Here is a 25,580-nt window from a genome sequence, read left to right as displayed (position 1 = left end):
CCGTCTCCTTAGGCGCGTTCCACGTTGCAGATCGTGGTTTTGGTTTCTTGCATCATGGTCACGCTGTCGTAGCCATAGGTGGTAGCGGTATTCACGGCCTCACCGCGCACCACAGGTGCCGCCCCCTTCGGATAGTGGGCCAGCATGTCCACCCCCTGCCAGTGGCCGGAGAAGTGGAACGGCATCCACACCGTGTCGGGCGCCACGCGCTCCGTCACCAGTGCCTGCACATTCAGGCGCGCGCCGGTCGGCGAGCTGAGCCAGACGCGTTCGCCGTTGCGAATGCCACGATCCGCCGCAGTGCGGGGGTTGATTTCGACAAACGACTCCTGCTGCAACTCGGCGAGCCAGGGGTTGGAGCGGGTTTCCTCACCGCCGCCTTCGTACTCGACCAGACGGCCGGAGCTGAGAATGAGCGGGAATTTCTCGTGCGCCTTGTCGGCCACGTTCTTTTCCTGCACGGTCTTGTACAGCGTGGGCAGGCGCCAGAAGGCTTTCTTGTCGTCGTGGGTGGGGTACTTGGCCATGAGGTCCGGCCGGGTGCCATACAGCGGCTCGCGGTGCTGCGGAATGGCATCGGGGAAATTCCAGACCACGGCACGTGCCTTGGCGTTTCCAAAGGGATGGCAGCCATGTTTCATGGCCACACGGATGATCGCACCCGTGGGGTCGGTCTTCCAGTTCTTGCCTTCCGCCTTGGCCTTCTCGGCGTCGCTCAGGTCGTCCCACCAGCCCAGCTTTTTCAGCAGGACATGATCGAATTCGGGGTAGCCCGTGGTGATTTCACTGCCCAGCGAATGCGAGCCATCCTCGGCCAGCAGGTTGACGCCATCCTTTTCCACACCGAAGTTGGCGCGGAAGTTGCCGCCGCCATCCATGACGTGCTTGGAGGTGTCGTAAAGGTTGGGGGAGCCAGGGTGCTTCAGCTCAGGCGTGCCGTAGCAAGGCCAGGGCAGACCGAAATAATCGCCGCCAAAGTCGTAGCCCGTTTCCTTGTCCTTGCCGCCCTTGGCCTTGAGGGTCTTCACATCGAACAGATGCATGTTGCGCATGTGCGCCTTCAGGCGCTCGGGGCTCTGACCGGTGTACCCGATCGTCCAGACGCTCTGGTTGATTTCCCGCAGGATGTCTTCGGGCACGGGCTCGTCCATGCCCTTGACCTTCTGCATCTTGTAGTTCTTGGACAACTCGGCCGCAAAGCCCAGCTTCTCGGCGAACTGGTGCATGATCATGTGGTCGGAGCGGCTTTCCCACAGCGGCTCGATGACCTTCTCGCGCCACTGCAGCGAGCGGTTCGACGCGGTGCAGGAACCGCTGGTCTCGAACTGCGTGGCGGCAGGCAGCAGGTACACCGCGCGGTTGGGGTTCAGGTCCTCGGCCTTGCCAGGCATGGCGGCCATGGCGGCGGTGGCCGAGGGGTACGGATCCACTACCACCAGCAGATCGAGCTTGTCCATGGCGCGCTTCATCTCCAGACCACGGGTCTGGGAGTTGGGGGCATGCCCCCAGAAGAACACGCCGCGCAGGTTGGAGTCCTGGTCGATCAGCTCGTTGTTCTCCAGCACACCGTCAATCCAGCGCGACACGGTGATGCCGCTCTTGGTCATCATCGCGGGCGATGCGTACTGCTTTTTGATCCACTCGAAGTCCACGCCCCACACATTGGCGAAGTGCTTCCACGAACCTTCGGCCAGGCCGTAGTAGCCGGGCAGCGAGTCGGGGTTGGGGCCGACGTCGGTCGCGCCCTGCACGTTGTCGTGGCCACGGAAGATGTTGGTGCCGCCACCGGTCTTGCCCACGTTGCCCAGCGCCAGCTGCAGGATGCACGAAGCACGCACCATGGCATTGCCGATGGTGTGCTGGGTCTGGCCCATGCACCAGACAATGGTGCCGGGGTTGTTGTCATGCAGCATCTTGGCGACCTTGAACATCTGGTCTTCCTTGACACCGCAGGCCTCTTCCACCTTGTCGGGGGTCCATTTGGCCAGCACGTCCTCGCGCACCTTCTCCATGCCGTAGACGCGGTCGTTGATGTACTTCTTGTCTTCCCAGCCGTTCTTGAAGATGTGGTACAGCAGGCCGAAGAGGAAAGGAATGTCGGTGCCCGAGCGGATGCGCACATACTCGTCGGCCTTGGCCGCTGTGCGGGTAAAGCGCGGGTCCACCACGATCATCTTGCAGCCGGTTTCCTTGGCGTGCAGCATGTGCAGCATGGACACCGGATGGGCCTCGGCTGCGTTGGAGCCGATGTACAGAGCGACCTTGCTGTTTTGCATGTCGTTGTACGAATTGGTCATGGCGCCGTAGCCCCAGGTGTTGGCAACGCCGGCCACCGTGGTGGAGTGGCAGATGCGCGCCTGGTGGTCGCAGTTGTTGGTGCCCCAGAAGCTCACAAACTTGCGCAGCAGGTAGGCCTGCTCGTTGTTGTGCTTGGAAGACCCCACAAAGTACACGCTGTCGGGACCGCTGGCCTCGCGCAGCTCTTTCATCTTGGCGGTGATCTCGTTCAGGGCCGTATCCCAGCTGATGCGCTCGTACTTGCCGTTGACGAGCTTCATGGGGTAGCGCAGGCGGTATTCACCGTGGCCGTGTTCGCGCAGGGCTGCGCCCTTGGCACAGTGCGCACCCAGGTTGATCGGCGAATCGAACACAGGCTCCTGCCGAACCCACACGCCGTTTTCCACGATGGCATCGACTGCACAACCCACCGAGCAGTGGGTGCAGATGGTGCGGCGCACTTCGAGCTTGCTGTCACCGACCGCCACCTTTGCGCCTTCGGCAGCATTGGATTTTTTAACCAGCGTCAGTTGCGACGCTGCAATACCGACACCAACGCCCAGGCCGGAGCGGCGCAAGAAGGAGCGCCGGTCCATGGTGGGCAAAGCTTGCGACAGGCCGCGACGCAGGCTGTGCACAAAGGGCGATGCAGACGACGATGCGTTTTGCACCGCGTGGGAGGATTTCTTGGTTAACAACATGGCACGCCCCGCGGTCAGAGTTGGGTGGTCTTGTAGTACTGCTTCACGTGCGCAGACAGGTGGTAGCCACCGCCTTTTTCGGGCGCAACGCGTGCAGGTTCAGACACAACGGCATCTGAAGGCGCTACATGGGGAAGGGCCACTACGGCTGCTGCTGCAGCCCCTACGGTGGCGGCGCCGGAAAAGAAACTCCGGCGTGATGAATTCGGCTGGCGGTTCTGCATGCTTGTCTCCAGAATGGCTCGCTGCTATGAAACGGATTTCATACAGTCTATGTCAGTGTGTAAAAGCCTGCAATCGAGCTTTACACCTCCCACTAACTCACTCATCTTTTATAGCGTGGATGTACGGGTTTGTGCGGACTGCAGGCGTCAGGCCAGCATGTCGAAACCCTGCGACTCCACGTCCATGAAAGCCCGCGTGAATTGCGCCAAAGCCCCGTAGAACCGGGCTTCAGGATGCGCTTCGAGCGTGTCGCACAACCGCGCAATCCAGGGCTGCAGATGTGTCGTAAAAAAGTCGCGCTGCGCCGTCAGGTTGCAGACAGCTACGTCATCGCCCGCGATGAGGTAGCGCATCACTTCGCACAGGTACGCCACGTGGTCTTCGGTTTCCGGCATGGCATCGTCGCGCGCCAACCCCAGACGGTCCAGATCGGCGCGCAGGCGCGCAAGCGGCTTCTCGTTCAGAAAGCCACTCAGGTAGTGCGAACCGTACAGGTACACCTCGGGCTTGCCCACGCCGCCAAACAGACGATCGAATTCCTGTGCGATGGCGGCGTCGCTGTGCGCGCGCGCAGCGCCCACCAGCACCTGCCAGGGCTCTTGCAAAAATGCGCCGTCTGCCGGAGCCTCGGTGACGGCCACGCGCAGCGCAGCCATCAGTTCTGGGCTGGGCGCGGCGTAGTACAGCTGCGAAAGCACACCGTAGAGCTCGGCACGCGCGGTCTCCTCGTCCAGTGCGGAGCTGCCAACAGGGGATACCAAAGAAGCAGATGGGGCGCTCACAGGTCTGTCACTTTCGTTTCGCTTTGGGAGGAATACAGGTCGATCACACGGCAGTCGCTGCACATCTTGAGGCGCTCCAGCGCGTCGCCCTGGAACATCGCGTGGCCCGACAGCTTGCCCAGCATGGCCTCGATGGCCTTGACGGTGCCAAAGGGCTTGCTGCAGCGCACACAGGCCCAGGGCTTGGCTTCATTGAGCACAAGCAGTTGTGCGCGCTCCGGGCTCAGCAGCAGGCGCGGCTGCAGGGTGATGGCGTTTTCGGGGCAGGTGGTGGCACACAGGCCGCACTGCACGCAGTTCTTTTCAATGAAGCGCAGCTGCGGCAGCTGCGGGTTGTCCTGCAGCGCGCTCGCGGGGCAGGCGCTCACGCAGCTCAGACACAGGGTGCAGCGGTCCTTGTTGACCTCGATGGTGCCCAGTGGTGAACCCGCAGATGGCAAGGCAATGGCCTCTGGCCGCTCGGCCAGAGGCATCGGCGCCTGCTCGATCAGGTGGTCGAGCGCCATCTCCAGCGTGCTGCGCTTTTCCTGCGCCACTGCAAAGCGCGCAGCCACGGCCGGGGTCTTCTGGCGTGTCTGGCCCAGGGCCTGCAAGGCGGCGTCCAGCTCGGTGGGGTGCGCCGCGCGCAGCAGCTGCATGTGGGTGCCGGTGTAGCCCAGCCCGCGCAAGATGGCTTGCGCAACATCCATCTGTGACTGCAGGCCATCGAGGTACTGCGGGGCTTCTTCATCGGTGCTCAACACCACTACTTGCGAAGCGCCGTAGGCAATGGCACTCAGCCACAGGTCCACACCGGTGCTGACCGTGTGCCACAGCGCCACGGGGATCACATTGGCAGGCACGCCCTGCGCCAGCTTGAGCTGCGCGGCACGGCCCAGCTCTTCCACCAGCGCCTGGCCGCGCTCCTGGCTGTGCAGCAGCAGCACGGCATCCTTGCCACCTGCGGCGGCGTAGGTGGACAACAAGGTTTTGAGCTTGGCGCCCTGCTCGGTCGCACTGGGGTAGGCATAGGTCAGCGCGCCCGTGGGGCACACGGTGGTGCAGGCGCCGCAGCCCACGCACAGGTTGGGGTTCACCAAGATCCGCTGGCGGCTCTTGTCGCTGGCAATGGCCTCGGCCGAGCAGATGTCCACGCAGGCGTTGCAGCCCACGGTTTCGTTGCGGCTGTGGGCGCAGAGCTTTTGTTTGTAGACAAAAAACTTGGGCTTTTCGAACTCGCCCACCAGCTCGCGCAGCCTGAGCAGCGCAAGCATGTCGCGCCCATCCCAGCGCAGGTAGCCCTGCGGCAGCGCGTGCTGCAAAAACGTGGGCGTGGCGGTGGGCGAACGCAGGTCGAGCACCAGGTCAAAGCGCTCGGTCTGCGCCGTGGCGTCGCGGGTGAAGTCGATGGCACCCGCCACCTGGCACACCTTGACGCAGGCACGGTGCGACTGGCAAGCGGCCATGTCGATCTGGTAATCGAGCCCAATGGCGTTCTCGGGGCAGGCTGCCACGCAGGCATTGCAGCGTGTGCACAGGTCGAGGTCAATGGGGTTGTCTGCCTTCCACTGCAGCTCAAACGCACCCAGCCAGCCGGTAAGGCCCGTGATGCGCCCACCCAGCACGGGAAAACGCCGTGCCTGCGCACCGCCGGCATTGCCGGGGCCCTGGGTGAACAGGGTGACGTCGAGCACATCCGACACCAGGGCGGCAGCCTGTTCGGCCTGGTCGAGCGGCCCGATGATGAGCAAGCGGCCCGTGCTCTTGTAGGTGACCGTGGGCACGGGCGGCGGATCGGGCAGGCGGGCGGCGGCCAGCAGCGCGGCGATCTTGGGCGTGGCCTTGGCTGCATCGCGGCTCCAGCCCCCGGTTTCGCGGATGTTCACAAACCGTATGGGGGACACCGCGCCTTCGGTCTGCTGGCCCAGGTCGCCAAACAGGCGCTGCTCCTGCGTGCAGGCCACCACCACGTCGTCGCCCGACTGAATGGCTTTTTGGTATGCCCCCGCGTCGCGCCGGCACAGGGTGGAATGGAGGATCAGGTCTTCATGCAGCGCCGCGCCCAACGCCTTGGCGTTGAGGGGCATCGTCTGGTTGCAGTCGCAGATGAGCGTGGTGGTCATTTTCAATGTGGCTGGCTGGGATGGCCATCGCGCCCTCATCGGGCCGCGTGACCACCTCACGCTCGCTGGAGGGGTCGCTAGGAATAGCGTTGCATACCCCGGACTGTGCCACGTCCTGCGGCGCTGCACCCTCGGCATCATCCCGAGTCTGAGCAACCGCTGGGGCTATTGGGTCCGGTTCCGTTTCTGTCGATGCTGCGGCAGACTGGTTCGCGGGCAACGGATCTGCCGTCTTTTCATGGTCGAAAAAGCCCATCGCATGCGCACTGGCCATTTTGCGCAGCATGCCGTCGGGCAAAGGGTCGGGCTGGGTGTAGTCGCCCACGTAGATATCCAGGCCATCCATCACGTTGAAGTGCGGATCGGCAAACAGCTTTTTCATCGCCAGGTTGCGCACTTCGGGCGATACATCGCGCGCCACAAAGGCTTTGAAGTCTGACGCGGGCGTGAGCGCCTGGGCATCGGCCAGCGTGGGCGGCGGCGGGGCTTCGGCGGTGGGAGCAGCGCTTTTTGCTGCGCCAGGGTCTGCTCCGGCAGCCACAGCGGACGCGGGCTGAGGTGCCGAACCAACGGCTGAAGGCACCGAGGGCACGGACGGCGCGGGTGGCGGCGGCTCCTCCAGCGGTTTGCCCTCGCGCACCTCCTGCTTGCGGCGCGACCAGCGGCCAAAAAACCCGTCAGCCATTGCCTCCCCCTCCACCCCGGATTTTTTCAGTGGACACCGACGCGGGGTTGCCAAACCGGTCCTGCAGCGTGCGGAAGCTGTCGGGACGCTTACGGCGCTTGGGTTCGGGCTGGTAGTGCTCGGCTACAAAGGCGCGCATTGCCTCCACCACCTCGGGCGCCGCAGGCACCTGCTCGACCGTTTCCTGCGCGTCCAGCCACCGGCCCGCGTCGTGGTAGCTCAGGCTTACCGCCACGGGGCGTGCCAGGGGAATAGCCCCGGTGCCCGTGTCTTCATCACGGCGCCACATCACAAACCAGCAGGGTGCGGGCGAGGTGAGGTTCAGGTGGTAGCCCTCGGCATCGTCGCGGAACAGCTCTACGCGAAAGCCGGGGAACAGCCAGCGCTGCTCGCGCTCGTCCTGGATCAGCGGCCGGGGTTCGGTGCCGAAGGCGGGTTCATGGACCACCACCTCGGCCAGCGACCAGCGCCAGGGCTGCCAGCGGTTGTCGATGTGCTCGCACCGCATGATCACGGCAACGTCGGTGTAGGGGCGCTCAGTCATGGGCACAGACTTTACCCGCGACGGCCCGCCTCGGGGAAAGCCCGCCCCTACATCCGACATGCCAGCCAGGTGACTCCGTGAGCAGCAAGCCTTGCGCCCTGGCTTCGACAAGCTCAGCCCGAACGGCTTTTTGACTGTCAGCCGCCGAACGCCTGCAGGCCAATCTCAGTGCTGCAGGTCTTGCGCCGCCTCCAGCGGCTCGATGGCCACCGCGCAGTACTTGAATTCCGGGATCTTGCCAAACGGGTCGAGCGCCGCGTTGGTGAGCAGATTGGCCGCCGCCTCCACATATGCAAAGGGCATGAACACCGTGCCACGCGGCGTGCCGTCGTCACGGCGCACGCGCACCTGCAGCATGCCGCGCCGCGAGCGGATGCCCACCAGCGCACCGGGCTGCACGCCCAGCCGGGCCAGTTCGCCGCCATGCAGCGATGCGGTGGCCATGGGCTCGATGGCGTCGAGCACGGTGCTGCGCCGCGTCATGCTGCCCGTGTGCCAGTGCTCCAGCTGGCGGCCGGTGATGAGCACCAGGGGGTAGTCGGCATCGGGCTTTTCTGCGGCCGGTATCACGCTGGCGGGCACCAGTTGCAGGCGGCCCGTGGGCGTGGGGAATTTTTCGGTGAAGACGATGGGCTGGCCCGGGTCGCCCTCCGTGAGGCACGGGTAGGTCACGCTGGAGTCGCGCGCGAGGCGGTCCCAGGTGATGCCGTTGATGCTCGCGTGCATGGCCTGGCGCATTTCGTCGTACACGGCGGCAACGCCGGATTCCTCGCCTTCGTAGGTCCAGTCCAAGCCCATGCGCCGGGCAATTTGCTGGATGATCCACAGGTCAGGCTGCGCGTCGCCCGGCGGGTTCAGGGCGCGGCGGCCCATCTGCACCATGCGGTCGGTGTTGCTGGCGGTGCCGGTCTTTTCGGGCCAGGCGCTGGCGGGCAGCACCACATCGGCCAGCCAGGCGGTCTCGGTCAAGAAAATGTCCTGCACCACCAGGTGCGACAGGCTGGCCAGCGCGTGGCGCGCGTGGTTCAGGTCGGGGTCGCTCATCGCAGGGTTCTCGCCCATGATGTACATGCCGCGCACCTTGTGCGGATCGCTGTCGTCGGCCAGGGCCTTGTGCATGATCTCGACCACGGTGTACCCCGGCACCTCATCAAGCCGGGTGCCCCAGAAATCCTCGAACCAGGCACGCGCCCCGGCGTTGTCTACACGCTGGTAGTTGGGGAACATCATGGGGATCAACCCCGCGTCGCTGGCGCCCTGCACGTTGTTCTGGCCGCGCAGCGGGTGCAGGCCCGAGCCGGGTTTGCCGATCTGGCCGGTGACGGCGCACAGCGCAATCAGGCAGCGCGCGTTGTCGGTGCCGTGGATGTGCTGGCTCACGCCCATGCCCCAGAGGATCATGGAGGACTTGGCGGTAGCAAACGCACGCGCCACCTCGCGCAGCGTCTCAGCCGGTATGCCACACACGGGCGCCATGGCCTCGGGGCTGGAGCCCATCACGTTGGCCTTGAGGGCCTCGAAGTTGTTGGCGCGGTCGCGGATGAAGGCCTCATCCACCAGACCTTCGTCGATCACGGTGTGGATGAGCGCATTGAGCATGGCCACGTCGGTGTCGGCCTTGAACTGCAGCGTGCGCCAGGCGTGGCGGCCGATGTCCGTGATGCGCGGGTCGGCCAGCACGATCTTCGCGCCACGCTGGGCGGCATTCTTCATCCAAGTGGCGGCCACGGGGTGGTTGGCCGTGGGGTTGGAGCCGATCACGAAGATCAGTTCTGCATGCCCCACGTCATTCACCGGATTGCTCACTGCGCCCGAGCCCACGCCTTCGAGCAGCGCGGCGACACTGGAGGCATGGCACAGCCGCGTGCAGTGGTCCACGTTGTTGCTGCCAAAACCGGTGCGCACCAGCTTCTGGAACAGGTAGGCCTCTTCGTTGCTGCCCTTGGCCGAGCCAAAGCCTGCGAGCGCCTTGGGGCCGTGTGTGTCGCGCAGGTTTTTGAGCGTGCCGGCGGCCAGGTTCAGCGCCTCCTCCCAGGTCGCCTCGCGGAAGGTGTCGCGCCAGTCAGCGCCGTAGGGACGCACCTCTTTGGGCACGCCGGGCTTGCGGATCAGCGGCACCGTCAGCCGGTCGGGGTGGTGGGCGTAGTCGAAGCCAAAACGCCCCTTCACGCACAGGCGGCCATGGTTGGCCGGGCCATCGCGGCCTTCGACGCTGATGATTTTTTCATCGCGCACGTTGTAGGTGATGAGACAGCCCACGCCGCAGAACGGGCAGACCGAATCGACCTTGCGGTCCACCGCCTGCGGGCCGATGTGGGTCTTGGGGCGGAGCGCGCCCGTGGGGCAGGCCTGCACACATTCGCCGCAGGCCACGCAGGTGCTCTCGGCCATGGGGTCGTCCAGGTCGAAGACGATCTTGCTGTCTGCCCCGCGCAGCGCGTAGCCGATCACGTCGTTCACCTGCTCTTCGCGGCAGGCGCGTACGCAGCGATTGCACTGGATGCAGGCGTCCAGATTGACGGCCATGGCAGGGTGGCTCAGGTCAGGCGCGGGCTGCTCGCGTCGCAGGGCCTTGAGGGCCGGGCGCACGGCCACGCCCAGGCGGTCCGCCCAGGCGCTCAGCTCGCCGTGCTGGCCTATCGTTTCTGGATTTTTTGAGTCAAATTGGCCGCTAGCGCTTGATGGATAAGCGCCACCAGCTATCAATTCAGAAGTATTTGATTTTTCATCGTTCCACCGATACCCCACATCGGGCATGTCCGACAGCAGCATCTCCACCACCATCTGCTGGCTCTTGCGGGCGCGCGGGCTGGCCGCCTGCACCTTCATGCCATCCGCCGGTGCGCGGCAGCAGCTGGGCGCCAGCGTACGCTCGCCCGCGATCTCGACCACACAGGCGCGGCAGTTGCCGTCGGGGCGCAGGCCGTCGGCGTAGCAAAGGTGGGGAATCTCCACGCCGTGGCGCTGCGCGGCTTTGAGGATGGTCTCGCCCGGGTGGGCTGTCACGGGCTGGCCGTCCAGCTCGAAGGCCACGGCGGGCTGCGCCGCAGCAGTAGGTGTCAACACGGCGCTCATGGCTTCAACCCTCCGGGCAATTGCTCGGTCAGCGGGCTGTTACGCGGCTTGGGCAAATCGCCCGGCCAGGGGCCCTCGCCCACCTCATGCGGAAAGTATTTGTGAACGCAGCGGATGGGGTTGGGCGCCGCCTGGCCCAGGCCGCAGATGGACGCATCGCCCATCACCTGCGCCAGGTCGTCCAGCAGTTCTTCGTCCCACAGCGGCGCTTCCATCAGCGTCGCGGCCTTGGCCGTACCCACGCGGCAGGGCGTGCACTGGCCGCAGCTTTCGTGTTCAAAAAACCGCATCACGTTTAGCGCCGCATCGCGCGCCCGGTCGTGCTGGCTGAGCACGATGACGGCGGCCGAACCGATGAAACAGCCGTAGGGCTGCAGCGTGTCGAAGTCGAGCGGAATGTTGTTGAGACTCGCGGGCAGGATGCCGCCCGAGGCGCCGCCGGGCAGGTAGGCGTAGAGCTGGTGGCCATCGGGCATGCCACCGCAGTATTCGTCGATGAGTTCCTGCACCGTGATGCCCGCGGGCGCCAGCTTGACGCCCGGGTGCTTCACGCGCCCGCTCACGCTGAAACTGCGCAGCCCCTTGCGGCCGTGGCGGCCAAAGCTGGCAAACCACTGCGGGCCACGTTCCACGATGTCGCGCACCCAGTACAGGGTTTCAAAGTTGTGCTCCAGCGTAGGCCGGCCAAACAGGCCCACCTGCGCGATGTAAGGCGGGCGCATGCGGGGCTCGCCGCGTTTGCCTTCGATGCTCTCGATCATGGCCGACTCTTCGCCGCAGATGTAGGCGCCCGCGCCGCGCCGCAGCTCGATGTGCGGCAGGGGGCATGGGGGCTCGGCGCGCAGGTCATCCAGCGCCGCTTGCAGCAGCGCGCGGCAGCCGTGGTACTCGTCGCGCAGGTAGATGTAGACGGCCTCGGTGCCCACCACCTGGGCCGCGATGAGCACGCCTTCCAGAAAGCGGTGCGGGTCGCGTTCGAGGTAGGTGCGGTCCTTGAAGGTTCCGGGCTCGCCCTCGTCGATGTTCACGGCCATCAGGCGCGGCGCGGGCTGGTCGCGCACGATGCGCCACTTGCGCCCCGCCGGGAAGCCCGCGCCCCCCAGGCCGCGCAAACCCGAGTCCTCCATGGCCGCAAGCACGGCCTCGGCATCCATCTCGCCATTGACCAGCGCGGCCGCCGTCTGATAGCCGCCGTGGGCGCGGTAGGTGGCCAGGTCGGTGTGGGCGGGGCTGATTCCATCCGGCTGCGCGGGTACGCTGTGTTCGGCCAGCGCTGCAATATCAAAATTGATAGCTGCTGGCGCTGATGGGTGAAGCGCCAGAGCCCGATTTGGCTTCAAATTGACGGCGTCCAGCACCGCATCGACCGTGGCGTGCGGCACCGGGCACTGGTGCACCACGGCCACCGGCGCCTGCTCGCAGCGGCCCACGCAGGGCACGGCCTGCACCTGCACATCGCCCTGCCCTTCACCAAGGTTCATCGCGCGCAGGCGCTCGGGCAAGGCGGCCAGCAGTTCATGCGCGCCCGCCAGGCTGCAGCTCAGGCTCTCGCACACGCGCAGCACCAGGCGCGGGGCCACAGCGTCATCGCTGCGCACGATCTCGAAGTGGTGATAGAAGCTGGCCACCTCGTACACCTCGGCCATGGGCAGATTCAGCTGCTTGGCCAGCGCCACCAGGTGCCGGTCGTGCAGCACGCCGAAGTGGTCGTTCAGGCGGTGCAGGTATTCAATGAGCAGGTCGCGCCGGAAGCCTTCGGCCGGGCGCGGGCCCAGCAACTGCGCCACATCGGCCATCGCTGCGTCCTCGGGCTGGCGGCCCTTGAGGCGGCTTTTGCGGCGGATGCGCTCGCGCATGTCGTTGACCGACACGGCGGCCACGACGGTGGCGGTGGGGGCTTCGGGGGCGAGGTGCATGGAGCGAAATCGTGGAATGTCTTGTTGTGGTGCCTATGAAGCCGCCTGCATAAGGCGGCTGGGCGGTCGCAGTGTCGGCGAGGCACCCCGGTGCGTCAAATTGCGGATGCACATGGGTCGATCACAAAAACAAATGAGCTGCGCACCGTGGCATTGCGCTGCACAGCGTGGGGGCAGCTCATCCGCCGCCTTCCCTGCCTGCATTGCCTGCTCTGCCCGTTGGCAGGTTCTCCAGCAACCGGCTCGCCAGCAGCGCCGCCAGGTCTTGCGCCGAAGGCATGGACACGGGCGCGGTGGACAGGGCGCCATCGATCGCCAGGCTGGCCAGCCCGTGGGCCAGGCTCCACCCCGCCAGTGCCAGCTCGTCCGCCCCTTCGCCCACATGGGCATGGGCGGCTTTGCGCAGCACCTCAAAAGACCCGTCCGCCGCCGCCCGCAACGCCGGGTGGTCGGCCTTGTGTTGCAGCAGCGGGCTGAACATCAGCCGGAACGCGGCAGGACGCGCGAGCGCAAAGGCCACGTAGGCGGTGCAGTGCCCCACCAGTCTGGCGGCGGTGTCCACACCGGGGTGTGCGGCCTCCATGTCGGCCGCCAGGTCGTGAAAACCGCGCGTGGCCACGGCAGCCAGCAACGCATCCAGATTGGCGAAGTGGTGGTATGGGGCCGCATGCGACACCCCCGCCGCTTTGGCCACCGCGCGGAGGCTGAGCGTGGCCCCGGACGCCAGCAAGCCCTCGGCGGCAGACACCAGTGCGGTGCGCAAGTCGCCATGGTGGTAAGTGGCGCGCGGAGTTTCAGCTGAGTTCATGGCGGCAATCTTGACACAGTCAAGATACACCCCAACAATACCCAATCCTGACACCGTAAAGATAAACCATGACCCGACGCCTGCTCCAAGCCACTACCGCCGTGATGGCGCTGATCCCAGTTGCCACTGGCGTGCTGACGATGATGGGCATCTACGACCCGATCTACCGCACCAGCGGCCTGCCGCGCGATGCGCTGCTCGACGGCAACCTGCGCTTTTTTGGCGGCGTGTGGCTGGGGCTGGGCCTGGCGATGTGGTCGCTGGTGCCGCGCATCGACCGCGAGGGGCGGATGTTTGCGGTGTTGTGGGGCGCGGTGTTTCTAGGCGGCGTGGGCCGGGCGCTGTCGATGGCCTTTCTGGGCCTGCCACCCGCGCCATTTATCGGTTTCACGGTGCTGGAGCTGGTGGGTGCGCCGGCCTTCATCGCGTGGCAGCGACGCGTGGCTACAGCACTGGGGCGGCCCGGCCCATTTCGCGTGGGTAGGGCCCGAGAAACCTGCACCTACAGCGGCTCCGCCGCCAGCAATCCGCTGTGCGCTGCGGCGTGCTGCAACCACTCACGATCTTGCGCCAGCGCCAGTGCCGCATCCAGCGCCCGGGTGGGCTGCACCTGCCGGTGCGACATGAATCCAATGGGGGTGGTGAGCACCGGGCTCGTCAACGGCAGGGCCTCCAGTCCATCATGGCCGCGCACGGCGTCCACCAGCGCACCGGGCAGGACGCTGCACACATGGCCCGCCACCACGCTGAGCGCCAGGGTCAGCACCGAATCCGTTTCCATCGCAGGCATCACCGTGGCGCCGGCAGCGCGGAAGGCGCCATCGACCAGGCTTCGGTTGTGCATCTCGGGGGTAAGCAAGCACAGTGGCAGGCGTGCGGCATCGGCCCAATGCATGGGGTCGCCGATCTGCAAGCCGCGCACGTTGGCGGCAGGGGCTCGGCGCAGCAGAAAGTAGTGCTCCACATACTGCGGCCAAGCACGCAATGGCCCGCCGCGTGCAGGCATGCGCTCGGTGTAGCCCAGCGCCAGGTCCAGCGCAATGCTCTCCAGCCCCGCCTCCAGCGCCTGCGAGCTCATCGACAGCGCCACCGGCACGATGCCCGGGTGCCGTGCCTGCAGCTGCGCCGCAAACCGCGCCAGGATGGGCATGGCGGTGGGCACCGCGCCCAGGCGCAGCGTGCCGCGCGGGTGGGCGGCGTCGCTGCTCAGGTCCTGCTGCAGCACCTGGTGCTCGTGCAGCATGCGCTGGGCGGTGGCCAGCACGCGCTCGCCCTCGGGCGTGAAGCCTTCGAAGCTGCGGCCCCGGCGCACCACCACCACGCCAAACTCCTTTTCCAGCGCGCGCAGCGCGTTGGACAGCGCTGGCTGCGTGATGTGGCAGGCCTGCGCAGCCCGGCCAAAGTGCCGGTGCTCGTGCAGCGCCACCAGGTAGCGCAGGGACGCGAGCAGGTTCATAGCGCAGCGCGGCAGATCAGGAGGATCAGGTGTTCTTGCTGATCGAGATGGTGGGGAACTTGTTGGAGAAGTCCTTGGCCTGCTGCGCGATCTTCACCGCCACGTCGCGCGCCACCTTCTTGTAGATCTTGGCCACATCCCCGTCGGGGTCGGCCACCACCGTGGGTTTGCCACTGTCGGCCTGCAGGCGGATGCTCATGTCCAGCGGCAGCGCGCCCAGGTAGTCCATGCCGTAGTCGGCCGCCATCTTCTTGCCGCCGTCGGCGCCAAAGATGTGCTCCACCTGGCCGCAGTTGCTGCACACATGCACCGCCATGTTCTCGACGATGCCCAGGATGGGCACGCCCACCTTTTCGAACATCTTGATGCCCTTCTTGGCGTCGAGCAGGGCGATGTCCTGCGGCGTGGTGACGATGACAGCACCAGTCATGGGTACGCGCTGGCTCAGGGTGAGCTGGATGTCGCCGGTGCCGGGGGGCATGTCGATGATGAGGTAGTCCAGGTCTCTCCAGTTGGTCTGGCGCAAGAGCTGCTCCAGCGCCTGCGTGGCCATGGGGCCGCGCCAGATCATGGCTTCGTCCTGGTCCACCAGGAAACCGATGGACATGACCTGCACGCCGTAGTTCTCCAGCGGCTCCATGGTCTTGCCGTCGTCGCTCTCAGGCCGGCGGTTGATGCCCAGCATCATGGGCTGGCTGGGGCCGTAGATGTCGGCGTCGAGCACACCCACACTGGCGCCCTCGGCCGCCAGGGCCAGGGCCAGGTTGGCGGCCGTGGTGCTCTTGCCCACACCGCCCTTGCCGGAGGCCACGGCGATGATGTTCTTGACCTGCGGCAAGAGCTGCACGCCGCGCTGCACGGCATGGGCGATGACCTTGGTGGTGATGTTGACCGACACGTTGTCCACCCCCGCCACGCCCTTTGCGGCGGCCACCAGTTGGCGGCGCAGCTCGGGCACCAGGCTCTTGGCGGGGTAGCCCAGCTCCACGTCAAAGGCCACGTCGCCACCGGTGATCTGCAGGTTGCGCAGGGCGCGGGTGCTGACAAAATCCTTGCCCGTATGGGGGTCCAGCACGCTGGAAAGTGCGGCCAAAAGGCCCTGTTCGGTGACTGCCATTCAATTAACTCCTGTGGGGCCGGTAGTCTATTCCCAAGCCCCCGCCCCCTGCCGCTGAAGGACAATGCGCACGCTTCGCCCGCGGCCACCCGCTGCCGCGGCGAGAAACAGACAGAACGTAAAGGACCCCCGTGAAATTCAAGATGGCCGAGAAATCCCTGTTTGCGGTGCTGCTGCGCTCGCCGTGGTGGATCAGCTTTGTGGTGGTGGGCCTCATCACACTGGTGTCGGGTGCGCTGCTGCCCAAGGAGTACTTCCTGGTGGGCTCGCTCGCCGGGTTTCCCATCTTTGTGGTGGGCTGCATCGCCGCATGGCGCCAGCTGCGCGCGCCCAGCCCCGCCAAGGTGGCCGAGATGCTGGATGCCGTGGGCAGCATGCCGTGGCGCAGCTTTGCCGACACGCTGGAAGCCGCGTGGGTGCGCGAGGGCTGCACGGTAGAACGCCTCAAGCCGGGCGGCGCGGCCGACATGGCGCTGATCCTCGGCGGCAAAACGACGCTGGTCAGCGCCCGCCGGTGGAAGGCGGCCACCCATGGCGTGGAGCCGTTGCGCGATCTGCACGCTGCCATGCAGGCGCGCGATGCGTCGGCCGGCGTGTATGTGGTCACCCAGGGGCAACTGAGCGACAACGCGCGTGCCTTCGCGCGCGACCACGGCATCACCGTGCTGCAAGGCGAAGGCGTGGCGCGCCTGCTGCTGGCGGCCCGGTAATCCCATCCCACCCGCGCGGCAGGCCCGCCGCCGGCCCTCGGGTTTTCCCACATGGTGCCGCGCGGGGCGCCCTCCACACTCGGGGCTATCTTCCCCGCTTGTGCCACCCCACCGATGCCCACCCCAGCCAGCCCCGATGCAACCCCGCCAGCCTCCCCGTCGCGCCCTGCGGGCCTGCTGCTGACCGGCGGCGGCGCCCGGGCTGCCTACCAGGTGGGGGTGCTGGAAGCCATTGCCGACCTGCGCCAGGCCTGTGGAGAGGGGGGCGGCCCCAACCCCTTTCCCATCATCACCGGCACCTCGGCGGGTGCCATCAACGCCGCCGCACTGGCCTGTGGCGCCGACAACTTTGACCGAGCCGTGCGCCGCATCGCGCGGGTGTGGCGCCAGTTCCATGCCCACCATGTGTATGGCGCGGATTCACTCAGCGTGATGCGCAGCGGCGCGCGCTGGCTTACGCTGGTGTCGCTGGGCTGGGCGCTGGCCCGCTGGCGCCGCATGCGGCCACGCTCGCTGCTGGACAACTCTCCGCTGGAAAAACTCCTGGTCAAGATGGTGCCGCTGGTGCGCCTGCCCCGGCTGATCCGCAAGGGCCACCTCACCGCGCTGGCCGTCACCGCCTCCAGCTACAGCTCGGGCGAGCACGTCACGTTCTTTGAGGCGGCCTCGCCCGTCAAGCCGTGGGTGCGCTCGCAGCGCAAGGCCGCCAGCGACCGCATCACGCACGAGCATCTGCTCGCGTCCTCGGCCATTCCGTTCATCTTCCCGGCCAAGGGCATCGAAGTGGACGGGCACACCGAATACTTTGGCGACGGCTCCATGCGCCAGTCAGCCCCCATTGCCCCCGCCATCCACCTGGGGGCCGAGCGCATCCTGGTGATTGGCGCGGGCCGCATGCACGAGCCCAAGGGCGATGCCGCCGCCAACCCAACGCCCAATTACCCCACCCTGGCGCAGATCGCGGGGCATGCGCTGTCCAACATTTTTCTGGATGCACTGGCCGTGGACGTGGAACGCGTGCAGCGCATCAACCAGACCCTGTCGCTGATTCCCGAAGAAAAGCGCCTGCACAGCGCGCTGCGCCCCATCGAGCTGCTGGTGATTGCGCCCTCCCAACGCCTGGACGCCGTGGCCGCCCGCCACGTAGGCGATCTGCCCCGCCCCGTGCGCACCATGCTGGGCGCCCTGGGCGTCACCACCAACATGGCCGACGTGCGCGGCGCGGCGCTGGCGAGCTACCTGCTGTTTGAAGCCAACTACACCCAGGAGCTGATGGCCCTGGGCCGCGCGGACACACTGGCCATGCGCGGGGAGGTGTGCCGGTTCTTCGGATGGTGCGATACCGGAGCAGAGTTGCAGATCCGGCACCATACCTAAGCCTCAACAGGGCTGACTGCAGCACCAATCAAAAACCTCTGCGCCCAAACTGCAGGCCAGCCAACAAAAATAGTGCAGTCAAAGCGCCAATCGCCCACGGAGAAAGGGTGGGAATGGGATGCGCTGAGGCGGGCTCCGCATTAACCACACGAAATACCTTCAATTCGTCGATGCTGGCCGGGCTCCTGCTGTAGAGCGCAATGCGGTCAAACGCAGGCGCCGAGCCAATATATTCAGCCGAAGGTGCAGGTGGATTCAGGTAGTCGAACCCGGTGAGGTCAGGCAAAACCCACATGCGTGTGACGTTCGCGGTGAAATCAATACGTACTACCACCGCGCTCAAGGTACCGAGGCTGACCGCACTGCACGACGCCGCTGCGAGATTCGAAGTCAGAATCGCATAGACCGCAATGACGCAGCCGCCGTTGTTGCCAACGCCGCCGGTTTGGACGCCGGATGAAGACAGACGAATAGTTGGAGTTCCCCCGCCGAACTGAGTGCCGAACTGCGATAGGAACTGGATAAACACCACCCCTGTGTTTTGCAGCGGCAGACTGCGCGCAGCGTCATTGATCTGGGTGCCTGCGGCCCGGAAAACTGCCCTGCCCCCTGATGCGGTGACACCCGGCAGCGCAAGCCCTGTGGCATTGGTAAAAAAATCCGTGAACGCAGGGCTGTCAGAAACCCAGGCACTCGTCCATCCCGTACCCCCGCTCTGCCCGACAAGAGAAATACCTCCGGTGTATACAAATGACTCCTCCACCACCACCGTAGTCACAGGCGCACCGTGGGCCAGTATTGCCGTGCCCAAAGAAGCAACACCCAACACGCGCTGAATTCGACGCACAGCACAGCACCACAGCGACTCACCAAAGGTTATAGACATGAAACATCCGAAGTATTGACATTCCATGATCGACGAAAAGGCATGCGCAATGCGCCACTTGTAAAAATATCCCCGCGACTTCGCTTGCCGATGCACGCGGGGTAGCGAACGCGAAATTCTCCCCAAGTACCCAACGCCTGATGCGCCTCTAGCCATAACGCGAGCAACCAGACCGACTCAACCCCCCTAAAATCGCGGGTTCCGCCTGAGAAAGCCGCATCCCATGACGACCTCCGCCCGCAAACTCTTCGTTACCACCGCCCTGCCGTACGCCAACGGCAACTTCCACATTGGCCACATCATGGAATACATCCAGGCCGACATCTGGGTGCGGTACCAAAGGATGCAGGGCAACGCTGTCAACTTTGTGGGTGCGGACGACACCCACGGTGCGCCCATCATGATTGCCGCCGAAAAAGCGGGCAAAACGCCCCAGCAGTTCGTGGCCGACATCGCTGCGGGCCGCAAGCAGTACCTGGACGGCTTTCACATCAGCTTTGACAACTGGCACAGCACCGATGCGCCCGAAAACCACGAGCTGGCCCGCCAGATTTACCGGGACCTGCGCGACCGCGCCGATGGCAGCCTGATTGAAGTGCGCACCATCGAGCAGTTCTTCGACCCCGAGAAGAACATGTTCCTGCCCGACCGCTACATCAAGGGCGAATGCCCCAAGTGCCACGCCAAGGACCAGTATGGTGACAACTGCGAGGTGTGTGGCTCGGTCTATGCACCCACCGACCTCATCAACCCGTTCTCGGCCCTGTCCGGCGCCAAGCCCGAGCTCAAGCACTCCGAGCATTTCTTCTTCAAGCTGTCGGACCCGCGCTGTGTGGAGTTTCTGGAAAACTGGACGCAGGACGGCAAGCTGCAGCCCGAGGTGGCCAACAAGATCAAGGAGTGGTTCACCGTCCGCACCAACCCCGACGGCACGCAAAGCGAGGGCCTCGGCGACTGGGACATCAGCCGCGACGCGCCCTACTTCGGCATCGAGATCCCCGACGCGCCCGGCAAGTACTTCTACGTGTGGCTGGACGCGCCCGTGGGCTACCTCGCATCGCTGAAGAACCTGCTGGAAAAGCGCGGCGAAAGCTACGACGCCTACATGGCCGACCCGGCGATGGAGCAGTACCACTTCATCGGCAAGGACATCGTCACCTTCCACACGCTGTTCTGGCCCGCCATGCTGCACTTCAGCGGCCGCAAGACGCCCAACAACGTGTTCGTGCACGGCTTCCTCACGGTGAACAACGGCGAGAAGATGAGCAAGAGCCGCGGCACCGGCCTGGACCCGCTCAAGTACCTGAGCCTGGGCATGAACGCCGAGTGGCTGCGCTACTACCTGGCCGCCAAGCTGAGCGCCCGCAACGAAGACATCGACTTCAACGCCGAAGACTTCATGCTGCGCGTGAACAGCGACCTGATCGGCAAATACGTGAACATCGCCAGCCGCGCAGCGGGCTTCTTGACCAAGCGCTTTGACGGCAAGCTGACCAGCAACTTTGGCGCTACAGGCGCTGCCCTGCTGGCCGAGGTGCGCGGCGCCAGCGATGCCATCGCGCAGATGTACGAAACCCGCGAGTACAGCAAGGCCACGCGCGAGATCATGCTGCTGGCCGACAAGGTCAACGCCTATGTGGACCAGAACAAGCCCTGGGACTTGGCCAAGGACGCTGCCAACAACGAGGCCCTGCACCAGGTGTGTTCGGTGCTCGTCAACGCCTTTGCCGCGCTCACCCGCTACCTGGCACCTGTGCTGCCGGGGCTGGCCCAGGCGGTGCAAGGCTTTGTGGGGGTGAACATGCAGCAGTGGAACGTGGCGGGGGACGTGCAAGCCATCCAGCCCTACCAGCACCTGATGCAGCGCGTGACGCCTGAGCAGCTCGAAGCCTTGTTTGAGGCCCCAGCGCAAGCAGAACAAGCGCCAGCAGCTACAGAAACCGTAGCGGTCGGCTCCCATCCTGGCGGCGAAGAACTCGCCCCCACCATCACCATCGACGACTTCACCAAGATCGACCTGCGCATCGCGCTGATCGTGAATTGCGAACCGGTGGAAGGATCGACCAAGCTGCTGCGCCTGACACTGGATGTGGGTGAAGGCCCCGACCTGGAAGGACGTCCCATCCTGCGCAACGTGTTCAGCGGCATTGCCAGCGCCTACAAGCCCGAAGACCTGGTGGGCAAGCACACCGTGATGGTGGCCAACCTCGCCCCGCGCAAGATGAAGTTCGGCGTCTCCGAAGGCATGGTGCTGGCCGCCAGTCACGGCGACGAAAAGGCCAACCCGGGCATTTACGTGCTCAACCCCTGGCCCGGCGCAACACCCGGCATGCGCGTGCGCTGAGCGCACAGACGCCCCACCCCGAAACAAAGGCCCTTCACGGGCCTTTGTTGTTGATGGCGGCGTCATGTGGGGCGGCCCCTCAATGCCCCACGTACCGCCCCGGCCGGTGGCTGATCCACAAAAACCCGCTCATCACCAGCACGGCCAGCACCGAATACGCCACGCGCTCGGGTGGCACCACAAACAGCGCCAGCAGCACCACGGAGCCGTCGATCATCATCTGCACCTTGCCCGCCCGCATGCCATAGCGCCCCTGCAGGTACAGCGACACCACGGTGGCGCCGCCCAGGCTGGAGCGGTGGCGCGCCAAAAACAGGCAGCCCGTGCCCAGCAGCAGGCCGCCCAGCAGCGAGGCGAACAGCGGGTTGAGGTAGTCCACGTGCATCACGTGCGGGAACAGCTCGGTGAGCAGCGACAGCAGGCCCACGCAGACAAAGGTCTTGATGGTGAACTCGTGGCCCATGCGCGTCCAGGCAAACCAGTAGAACGGCAGGTTGACCACAAAGAACAGCTTGCCGAACGAGATGCCCGTGACGTAGTGCAGCAAGAACGCCACCCCGGCCGTGCCGCCCACCAGCAGCCCCGCCTGGTTGAACAGCATGAGCGCCATGGCCACAAACAGGGTGCCGGCGAACAGCGCCTGCGCATCTTCAAACATGCCGTGGCGCAGCGAAGGCACTGGGGGAGCGGTGGGCGGTTGCATGGTGGTGGCAAAAGTCTTGTGCAAAAGGGTGGATCGGCGGGGCGGGCGCCCGCATGGCCGAAGTCTGGGTGTACAGACTAGCAAGCATTGCGCCAGAGGGCAGCCGCCTGCGTGCCGCCAGAACTCCGGGAAATTTTAGGCTTTTCAGGCCCCATCGCTTATCCATCAAGCGCCTGCAGCTATCAAACTTGTAGTGCTTAACGCACTAGCCTGACACCACGCTGATGGTGCCATGCCGGGCGTGGCGCACGCGCACAGTTGGGGTTGCCATCGGTTGCAGCGCAAGCCCTGCTCACTACACTGGTTGGCTCCATGCCGGAACCCACGCCCCTCGCACCAGCGGCTCACCGTGCGCGCAGGGGTCCGTCCTGCGCGGTGAACACAAGGTGCGCCGCACGTGCTGTTCCTTCACACCGGAGCCCTCATGCAGTTTTCTGCCGCTTTTCGCCCCCGCCTGATCGACGCCCTGCGTGACTACACCAAGAGCCGCTGGCTGGCCGATGTGGGTGCGGGGGTTACGGTGGGCATCGTGGCGCTGCCGCTGGCCATGGCGTTTGCGATTGCGAGTGGCCTCAAGCCCGAGGCGGGGCTGTGGACGGCGATCATCGCGGGCTTTTTGATATCGGCGCTGGGCGGCACCAACGCGCAGATTGGGGGGCCGGCGGGCGCGTTCATCGTCATCGTGTACGGCATTGTGGAGCGCTACGGCGTGGCCAACCTGCTGATCTCCACCGCCTGCGCGGGGGTGCTGCTGGTGCTGCTGGGGCTGTTCCGCCTGGGCACGCTGGTGCGCTTTGTGCCGGTGAGCATCGTCATCGGCTTTACCAACGGCATTGCGGTGCTGATTGCGCTGTCGCAGGTGAAGGACTGGCTGGGCCTGTCGATCGATCGCATGCCGGGCAATTTCTTTTCGCAGGTGAGCGCGCTGGCGCAGCACATCGACACCTTCAACCCCTATGCGTTCGGGCTGGGGCTGGCGTGTGTGGCGCTGCTGTTCCTCTGGCCACGGCTGTTTCTCAAGGGCTCGCCGGTGATCCGCCTGATGGAGGGGCACACGGTGCGCCGCTTTGCGCGCGTGCCCGCCCCCGTGGTGGCGCTGGTGGTGCTGAGCCTGCTGGCCTGGGGGCTGGGATTTCCGGTAGAGACCATCGGCTCGCGCTTTGGCGGCATTCCGCAGGGGCTGCCGGTGTTTGCCCTGCCCGATTTTTCGTGGGAGACAGTGCGGCTGCTGGTGACCCCCACGCTGACGATTGCGCTGCTGGGCGCCATCGAGTCGCTGTTGTGCGCGCGCGTGGCCGACCAGCTGGCCACCGACCCGCACCATAAAAAACACGACCCCAACCAGGAGCTGATGGCCCAGGGCGCGGCCAACATGATCGTGCCGTTTTTTGGCGGCATGCCGGCCACGGGCACCATTGCGCGCACGGTGACCAACATCCGTTCGGGCGCCACATCCCCGGTGGCGGGCATGGTGCACGCAGCCACCCTGGCGATCATCGTGCTGGTGGCGGCGCCGCTGGCGCTGCACATTCCGCTGGCGGTGCTGGCGGGCATCCTGCTGTACGTGGCCTGGAACATGGGCGAGTGGCACGAGTTTGTGCGCCTCAAACACTTCAGCAACCACTACCGGCTGCTCATGCTGAGCACGTTTTTCCTCACCGTGGTGTTTGACCTGACCGTGGCGGTCGAGGTGGGCCTGTTCATGGCCTGCGCGCTGTTTGTGCGCCGCATGAGCGGGCTGTTTCGCGCCGTGCGCCAGCCCGATGCCGCGCCACCGCCCGGTGCCGACCTGGCCTCGCAGGCCACCGCCGCCACGCGCCCGGTGGCCACGTGGCGCCTGCACGGGGCGCTGTTTTTTGGCGCTGCCGCCAAGATCGACCCCATCATCCAGGCCGTGGAAACCGGCCCGCCCGGCATGGATGTGGTGCTGGACGCCTGCGAACTGGTGGCGCTGGACACCACCGGGCTCGATGCGCTGGAGCAGATCCTGCGGGCCGTGGCCGCCCGCGGGGGGCGCCTGAGCCTGACGCACCTGCATGAGCAACCGCGCTCGCTGATCGAGCGCTCCGGCTTTGCCGACCGGCTGGCGGCGCAAGGGGGGATGGGGGCGCAGGTCTGACTGGCGGCACGGCCCCCTGTGTCCTGCCTGTGTCCCGCCTATCGGCTGCCCCGGAACTCGGGCGCCTCCGTGTCAGGCCCCGTCTGGGTGCGCAGCACGACGTGGTCCGGCCCATGGACCACACTGAACATCTGCGCCTCGCCCGGGGGCTTGAGAAAGCGCCATTCGGCCCAGGTCTCGTTTTTCAGAGCGTAGGGCGTGACCTTGGCGGGCTTGCCCAGCAGGCGGCGCACCTCGTCCATGCGCATGCCGGGCTGCACGCGCGCGAAGTTTTCGGGTGTCAGCACCTGGCGCACTGCGGTCAGGCGCCCGTCCGGGCCGATGGTGATCATGTAATTCACCTGGCCTGCGGGCTGGCGGTTGTATTCCAACGTGCGCGCGCCACCGGGCTCGTCCCAGACGTTTTCGGGGATACCAAAACGGTCGCGCACGTCGGCCTCGGTGGAAACGCCCGGCTGAAGCTCGCTGATGCGCTGCGGATCGCAGGCCGTCAGCGCCAGCAGGGAAAAGGCGGCAGCCACGAGGGCTGAGGAGCGATAAATCAGGGCCATGGGATCGTCCCGGTAAAATCCGACGCAGAGAGGTTAACAGTCCATGTCCATTTTCCGCCGCCCCGACTACCAGTCCGACGCCACGCAGTTCATCAACCAGCTCAAGGCCAGCCGCCCCGAACTGGACCAGCAGCAGCAGGCCGGCCGTGCCCTGCTGTGGGACAAGAAGGTAGACCGCAGCATCTGGACCGAGTACCGCGAAGGCCAGGTCGAGCAAAAGCCGTACGTCTACCAGACCAACGCAGATTAAGCATCAAAATGGCCTCTAGCGCTTATTCAATAAGCTCTAGTAGCTCATTTTTTTATAGCAAACCATGACCACAGCGAACGAAGCCAACGTGGCCGATTCGCCGGATCTGTCCGCGCTGGACGCGGCAGGCATGCCCGTGGTGGTGGATCAGGTGGCGCTGGCACGCCTATACGGCGAGCCGCTGTTTGCGCTGCCGCAAGACCTGTACATCCCGCCCGATGCGCTCGAAGTCTTCCTGGAAGCCTTCGAAGGCCCGCTCGATTTGCTGCTGTACCTGATCCGCAAGCAGAACTTCAACATCCTCGACATCCCCATGGTGGGGGTTACCAAGCAGTACCTGGCGTATGTGGACGAGATCCGCAGCCGCAACCTGGAGCTGGCAGCCGAGTACCTGCTGATGGCGGCGATGCTCATCGAGATCAAGTCGCGCATGCTGCTGCCGCCCAAGAAGCAGGCCGAAGGCGAGGAGCCCGAAGACCCCCGCGCCGAGCTGGTGCGCCGCCTGCTCGAATACGAGCAAATGAAGATGGCGGCCATGCGCCTGTCGCACATGCCGCAGTACGGCCGCGACTTCCTGAAGGCCCAGGTCTACATCGAACAAAGCCTGCAGCCACGCTTTCCGGACGTGCACGTGGTGGAACTGCAGGACGCCTGGCGCGACATTCTGAAGCGCGCCAAGCTGGTGCAGCACCACAAGATCACGCGCGAGGAGCTCTCGGTGCGCGAATACATGAGCATGGTGCTCAAAACGCTGCAGGGCCGCCGCTTTGTGGAGTTTGAAGAACTCTTTGAGCCCGAAAAAGGCAGCACTGTGCTGGTGGTGACCTTCATTGCGCTGCTGGAGCTGGCCAAAGAGACGCTGATCGAGATCACGCAGGCCGAGGCTTTTGCCCCCATTTACGTGCGCCTCGCTTACACGCCGGTCTAGGCTGGCTCCCCTGTTCACCGCCCT

20 protein-coding genes and 1 pseudogene are annotated in these 25,580 nt (G+C 65.5%); 7 read left to right on the top strand and 14 right to left on the bottom strand.

Translation table 11 applies throughout. The annotated features are described in order from the left end of the window. Window positions 1-8 precede the first annotated feature (8 nt). The 9 genes from KYG_RS03630 to KYG_RS03590 form a co-directional block, all read right to left on the bottom strand. Complete coding sequence (locus KYG_RS03630; protein ID WP_034692956.1) at window positions 9-2,978, bottom strand: formate dehydrogenase subunit alpha; 2,970 nt, start codon at window positions 2,976-2,978, stop codon at window positions 9-11. Between the two features lie 14 nt (window positions 2,979-2,992). Continuing rightward, entirely contained in the window at window positions 2,993-3,202 is a 210-nt protein-coding gene (locus KYG_RS03625) for a formate dehydrogenase (RefSeq protein WP_034692953.1), read from the bottom strand. A gap of 147 nt (window positions 3,203-3,349) precedes the next feature. Beyond that, on the bottom strand, window positions 3,350-3,985 hold the full coding sequence (locus tag KYG_RS03620; RefSeq protein WP_008903469.1) for a molecular chaperone: 636 nt from the start codon (window positions 3,983-3,985) through the stop codon (window positions 3,350-3,352). Further along, window positions 3,982-6,051 carry a 4Fe-4S binding protein gene (locus KYG_RS03615; protein ID WP_008903468.1) on the bottom strand — a complete coding sequence of 690 codons (2,070 nt, stop codon included), beginning with the start codon at window positions 6,049-6,051 and terminating at the stop codon, window positions 3,982-3,984. The genes KYG_RS03620 and KYG_RS03615 overlap by 4 nt, the downstream gene beginning before the upstream one ends. Beyond that, window positions 6,011-6,772, bottom strand: a complete 762-nt coding sequence (locus KYG_RS03610) for a DUF3306 domain-containing protein (protein WP_008903467.1) — start codon at window positions 6,770-6,772, stop codon at window positions 6,011-6,013. Before KYG_RS03610 ends, KYG_RS03615 begins: the two co-directional genes overlap by 41 nt. Further along, complete coding sequence (locus KYG_RS03605) at window positions 6,765-7,316, bottom strand: DUF3305 domain-containing protein (RefSeq protein ID WP_008903466.1); 552 nt, start codon at window positions 7,314-7,316, stop codon at window positions 6,765-6,767. The genes KYG_RS03610 and KYG_RS03605 overlap by 8 nt, the downstream gene beginning before the upstream one ends. A 165-nt stretch (window positions 7,317-7,481) precedes the next feature. Beyond that, window positions 7,482-10,391 carry a formate dehydrogenase subunit alpha gene (gene fdhF / locus KYG_RS03600; RefSeq protein WP_008903465.1) on the bottom strand — a complete coding sequence of 970 codons (2,910 nt, stop codon included), beginning with the start codon at window positions 10,389-10,391 and terminating at the stop codon, window positions 7,482-7,484. Further along, window positions 10,388-12,307 (bottom strand): NAD(P)H-dependent oxidoreductase subunit E, encoded by a 1,920-nt coding sequence (locus tag KYG_RS03595; RefSeq protein WP_008903464.1) that lies wholly within the window; start codon window positions 12,305-12,307, stop codon window positions 10,388-10,390. Before KYG_RS03595 ends, fdhF begins: the two co-directional genes overlap by 4 nt. A gap of 178 nt (window positions 12,308-12,485) precedes the next feature. Then, complete coding sequence (locus KYG_RS03590; RefSeq protein WP_034692949.1) at window positions 12,486-13,115, bottom strand: TetR/AcrR family transcriptional regulator; 630 nt, start codon at window positions 13,113-13,115, stop codon at window positions 12,486-12,488. Window positions 13,116-13,183: 68 nt separating this feature from the next. Between KYG_RS03590 and KYG_RS23550 the strand changes: the two are divergent. Continuing rightward, window positions 13,184-13,573, top strand: a pseudogene (locus KYG_RS23550) (DUF4345 domain-containing protein); the annotation flags it as partial. A 44-nt stretch (window positions 13,574-13,617) separates the two neighbouring features. On the opposite strand, the gene KYG_RS03585 reads toward KYG_RS23550, so the two are convergent. Then, window positions 13,618-14,571 (bottom strand): LysR substrate-binding domain-containing protein, encoded by a 954-nt coding sequence (locus KYG_RS03585; RefSeq protein ID WP_008903462.1) that lies wholly within the window; start codon window positions 14,569-14,571, stop codon window positions 13,618-13,620. A 25-nt stretch (window positions 14,572-14,596) separates the two neighbouring features. Then, on the bottom strand, window positions 14,597-15,688 hold the full coding sequence (apbC, locus tag KYG_RS03580; RefSeq protein ID WP_008903461.1) for an iron-sulfur cluster carrier protein ApbC: 1,092 nt from the start codon (window positions 15,686-15,688) through the stop codon (window positions 14,597-14,599). Between the two features lie 131 nt (window positions 15,689-15,819). On the opposite strand from apbC, the gene KYG_RS03575 reads away from it, so the two are divergent. Both KYG_RS03575 and KYG_RS03570 read left to right on the top strand, forming a co-directional pair. Beyond that, window positions 15,820-16,398, top strand: a complete 579-nt coding sequence (locus tag KYG_RS03575) for a restriction endonuclease (RefSeq protein ID WP_008903460.1) — start codon at window positions 15,820-15,822, stop codon at window positions 16,396-16,398. A gap of 114 nt (window positions 16,399-16,512) precedes the next feature. Further along, window positions 16,513-17,775 carry a patatin-like phospholipase family protein gene (locus KYG_RS03570; RefSeq protein WP_008903459.1) on the top strand — a complete coding sequence of 421 codons (1,263 nt, stop codon included), beginning with the start codon at window positions 16,513-16,515 and terminating at the stop codon, window positions 17,773-17,775. A gap of 28 nt (window positions 17,776-17,803) precedes the next feature. On the opposite strand, the gene KYG_RS03565 is transcribed toward KYG_RS03570, so the two are convergent. After that, window positions 17,804-18,661, bottom strand: a complete 858-nt coding sequence (locus KYG_RS03565) for an IPTL-CTERM sorting domain-containing protein (protein ID WP_008903458.1) — start codon at window positions 18,659-18,661, stop codon at window positions 17,804-17,806. Window positions 18,662-18,884: 223 nt separating this feature from the next. Between KYG_RS03565 and metG the strand changes: the two genes are divergently transcribed. After that, window positions 18,885-21,005: a methionine--tRNA ligase gene (gene metG, locus KYG_RS03560; protein ID WP_008903457.1), complete on the top strand. Its 2,121-nt coding sequence runs from the start codon at window positions 18,885-18,887 to the stop codon at window positions 21,003-21,005. A gap of 79 nt (window positions 21,006-21,084) precedes the next feature. On the opposite strand, the gene KYG_RS03555 is transcribed toward metG, so the two are convergent. After that, entirely contained in the window at window positions 21,085-21,708 is a 624-nt protein-coding gene (locus KYG_RS03555; protein ID WP_034692989.1) for a YitT family protein, read from the bottom strand. A gap of 424 nt (window positions 21,709-22,132) precedes the next feature. Between KYG_RS03555 and KYG_RS03550 the strand changes: the two genes are divergently transcribed. Next, window positions 22,133-23,827 (top strand): SulP family inorganic anion transporter, encoded by a 1,695-nt coding sequence (locus KYG_RS03550; protein WP_008903455.1) that lies wholly within the window; start codon window positions 22,133-22,135, stop codon window positions 23,825-23,827. Between the two features lie 38 nt (window positions 23,828-23,865). Here KYG_RS03550 and KYG_RS03545 read toward each other — a convergent pair whose 3' ends face one another. Further along, window positions 23,866-24,378, bottom strand: coding sequence for a hypothetical protein (locus tag KYG_RS03545; RefSeq protein WP_008903454.1), 513 nt, complete (start codon window positions 24,376-24,378; stop codon window positions 23,866-23,868). Between the two features lie 43 nt (window positions 24,379-24,421). Here KYG_RS03545 and KYG_RS03540 point away from each other — a divergent pair, with 43 nt between their 5' ends. Both KYG_RS03540 and KYG_RS03535 read left to right on the top strand, forming a co-directional pair. After that, window positions 24,422-24,628 carry a DUF3460 family protein gene (locus KYG_RS03540; RefSeq protein ID WP_008903453.1) on the top strand — a complete coding sequence of 69 codons (207 nt, stop codon included), beginning with the start codon at window positions 24,422-24,424 and terminating at the stop codon, window positions 24,626-24,628. A gap of 130 nt (window positions 24,629-24,758) precedes the next feature. After that, window positions 24,759-25,556 carry a ScpA family protein gene (locus KYG_RS03535; protein WP_237707193.1) on the top strand — a complete coding sequence of 266 codons (798 nt, stop codon included), beginning with the start codon at window positions 24,759-24,761 and terminating at the stop codon, window positions 25,554-25,556. Window positions 25,557-25,580 lie beyond the last annotated feature (24 nt).

Origin of the sequence: Acidovorax sp. NO-1 (genome assembly GCF_000238595.1) — a bacterium.
GTDB lineage: Bacteria > Pseudomonadota > Gammaproteobacteria > Burkholderiales > Burkholderiaceae_C > Acidovorax.
The sequence above is the reverse complement of the archived record's forward strand: the minus strand, read 5'-3'. Positions and strand labels throughout refer to the sequence as shown.

Coding starts and splice junctions, on each gene's coding strand:
- KYG_RS03630 (WP_034692956.1), bottom strand. CDS start 2,978: ATGTTGTTAACCAAGAAATCCTCCCACGCGGTGCAAAACGCATCGTCG.
- KYG_RS03625 (WP_034692953.1), bottom strand. CDS start 3,202: ATGCAGAACCGCCAGCCGAATTCATCACGCCGGAGTTTCTTTTCCGGC.
- KYG_RS03615 (WP_008903468.1), bottom strand. CDS start 6,051: ATGCCCCTCAACGCCAAGGCGTTGGGCGCGGCGCTGCATGAAGACCTG.
- KYG_RS03610 (WP_008903467.1), bottom strand. CDS start 6,772: ATGGCTGACGGGTTTTTTGGCCGCTGGTCGCGCCGCAAGCAGGAGGTG.
- KYG_RS03605 (WP_008903466.1), bottom strand. CDS start 7,316: ATGACTGAGCGCCCCTACACCGACGTTGCCGTGATCATGCGGTGCGAG.
- fdhF (WP_008903465.1), bottom strand. CDS start 10,391: ATGAGCGCCGTGTTGACACCTACTGCTGCGGCGCAGCCCGCCGTGGCC.
- KYG_RS03595 (WP_008903464.1), bottom strand. CDS start 12,307: ATGCACCTCGCCCCCGAAGCCCCCACCGCCACCGTCGTGGCCGCCGTG.
- KYG_RS03590 (WP_034692949.1), bottom strand. CDS start 13,115: ATGAACTCAGCTGAAACTCCGCGCGCCACTTACCACCATGGCGACTTG.
- KYG_RS03585 (WP_008903462.1), bottom strand. CDS start 14,571: ATGAACCTGCTCGCGTCCCTGCGCTACCTGGTGGCGCTGCACGAGCAC.
- apbC (WP_008903461.1), bottom strand. CDS start 15,688: ATGGCAGTCACCGAACAGGGCCTTTTGGCCGCACTTTCCAGCGTGCTG.
- KYG_RS03570 (WP_008903459.1), top strand. CDS start 16,513: ATGCCCACCCCAGCCAGCCCCGATGCAACCCCGCCAGCCTCCCCGTCG.
- KYG_RS03565 (WP_008903458.1), bottom strand. CDS start 18,661: ATGTCTATAACCTTTGGTGAGTCGCTGTGGTGCTGTGCTGTGCGTCGA.
- metG (WP_008903457.1), top strand. CDS start 18,885: ATGACGACCTCCGCCCGCAAACTCTTCGTTACCACCGCCCTGCCGTAC.
- KYG_RS03555 (WP_034692989.1), bottom strand. CDS start 21,708: ATGCAACCGCCCACCGCTCCCCCAGTGCCTTCGCTGCGCCACGGCATG.
- KYG_RS03550 (WP_008903455.1), top strand. CDS start 22,133: ATGCAGTTTTCTGCCGCTTTTCGCCCCCGCCTGATCGACGCCCTGCGT.
- KYG_RS03545 (WP_008903454.1), bottom strand. CDS start 24,378: ATGGCCCTGATTTATCGCTCCTCAGCCCTCGTGGCTGCCGCCTTTTCC.
- KYG_RS03540 (WP_008903453.1), top strand. CDS start 24,422: ATGTCCATTTTCCGCCGCCCCGACTACCAGTCCGACGCCACGCAGTTC.
- KYG_RS03535 (WP_237707193.1), top strand. CDS start 24,759: ATGCCCGTGGTGGTGGATCAGGTGGCGCTGGCACGCCTATACGGCGAG.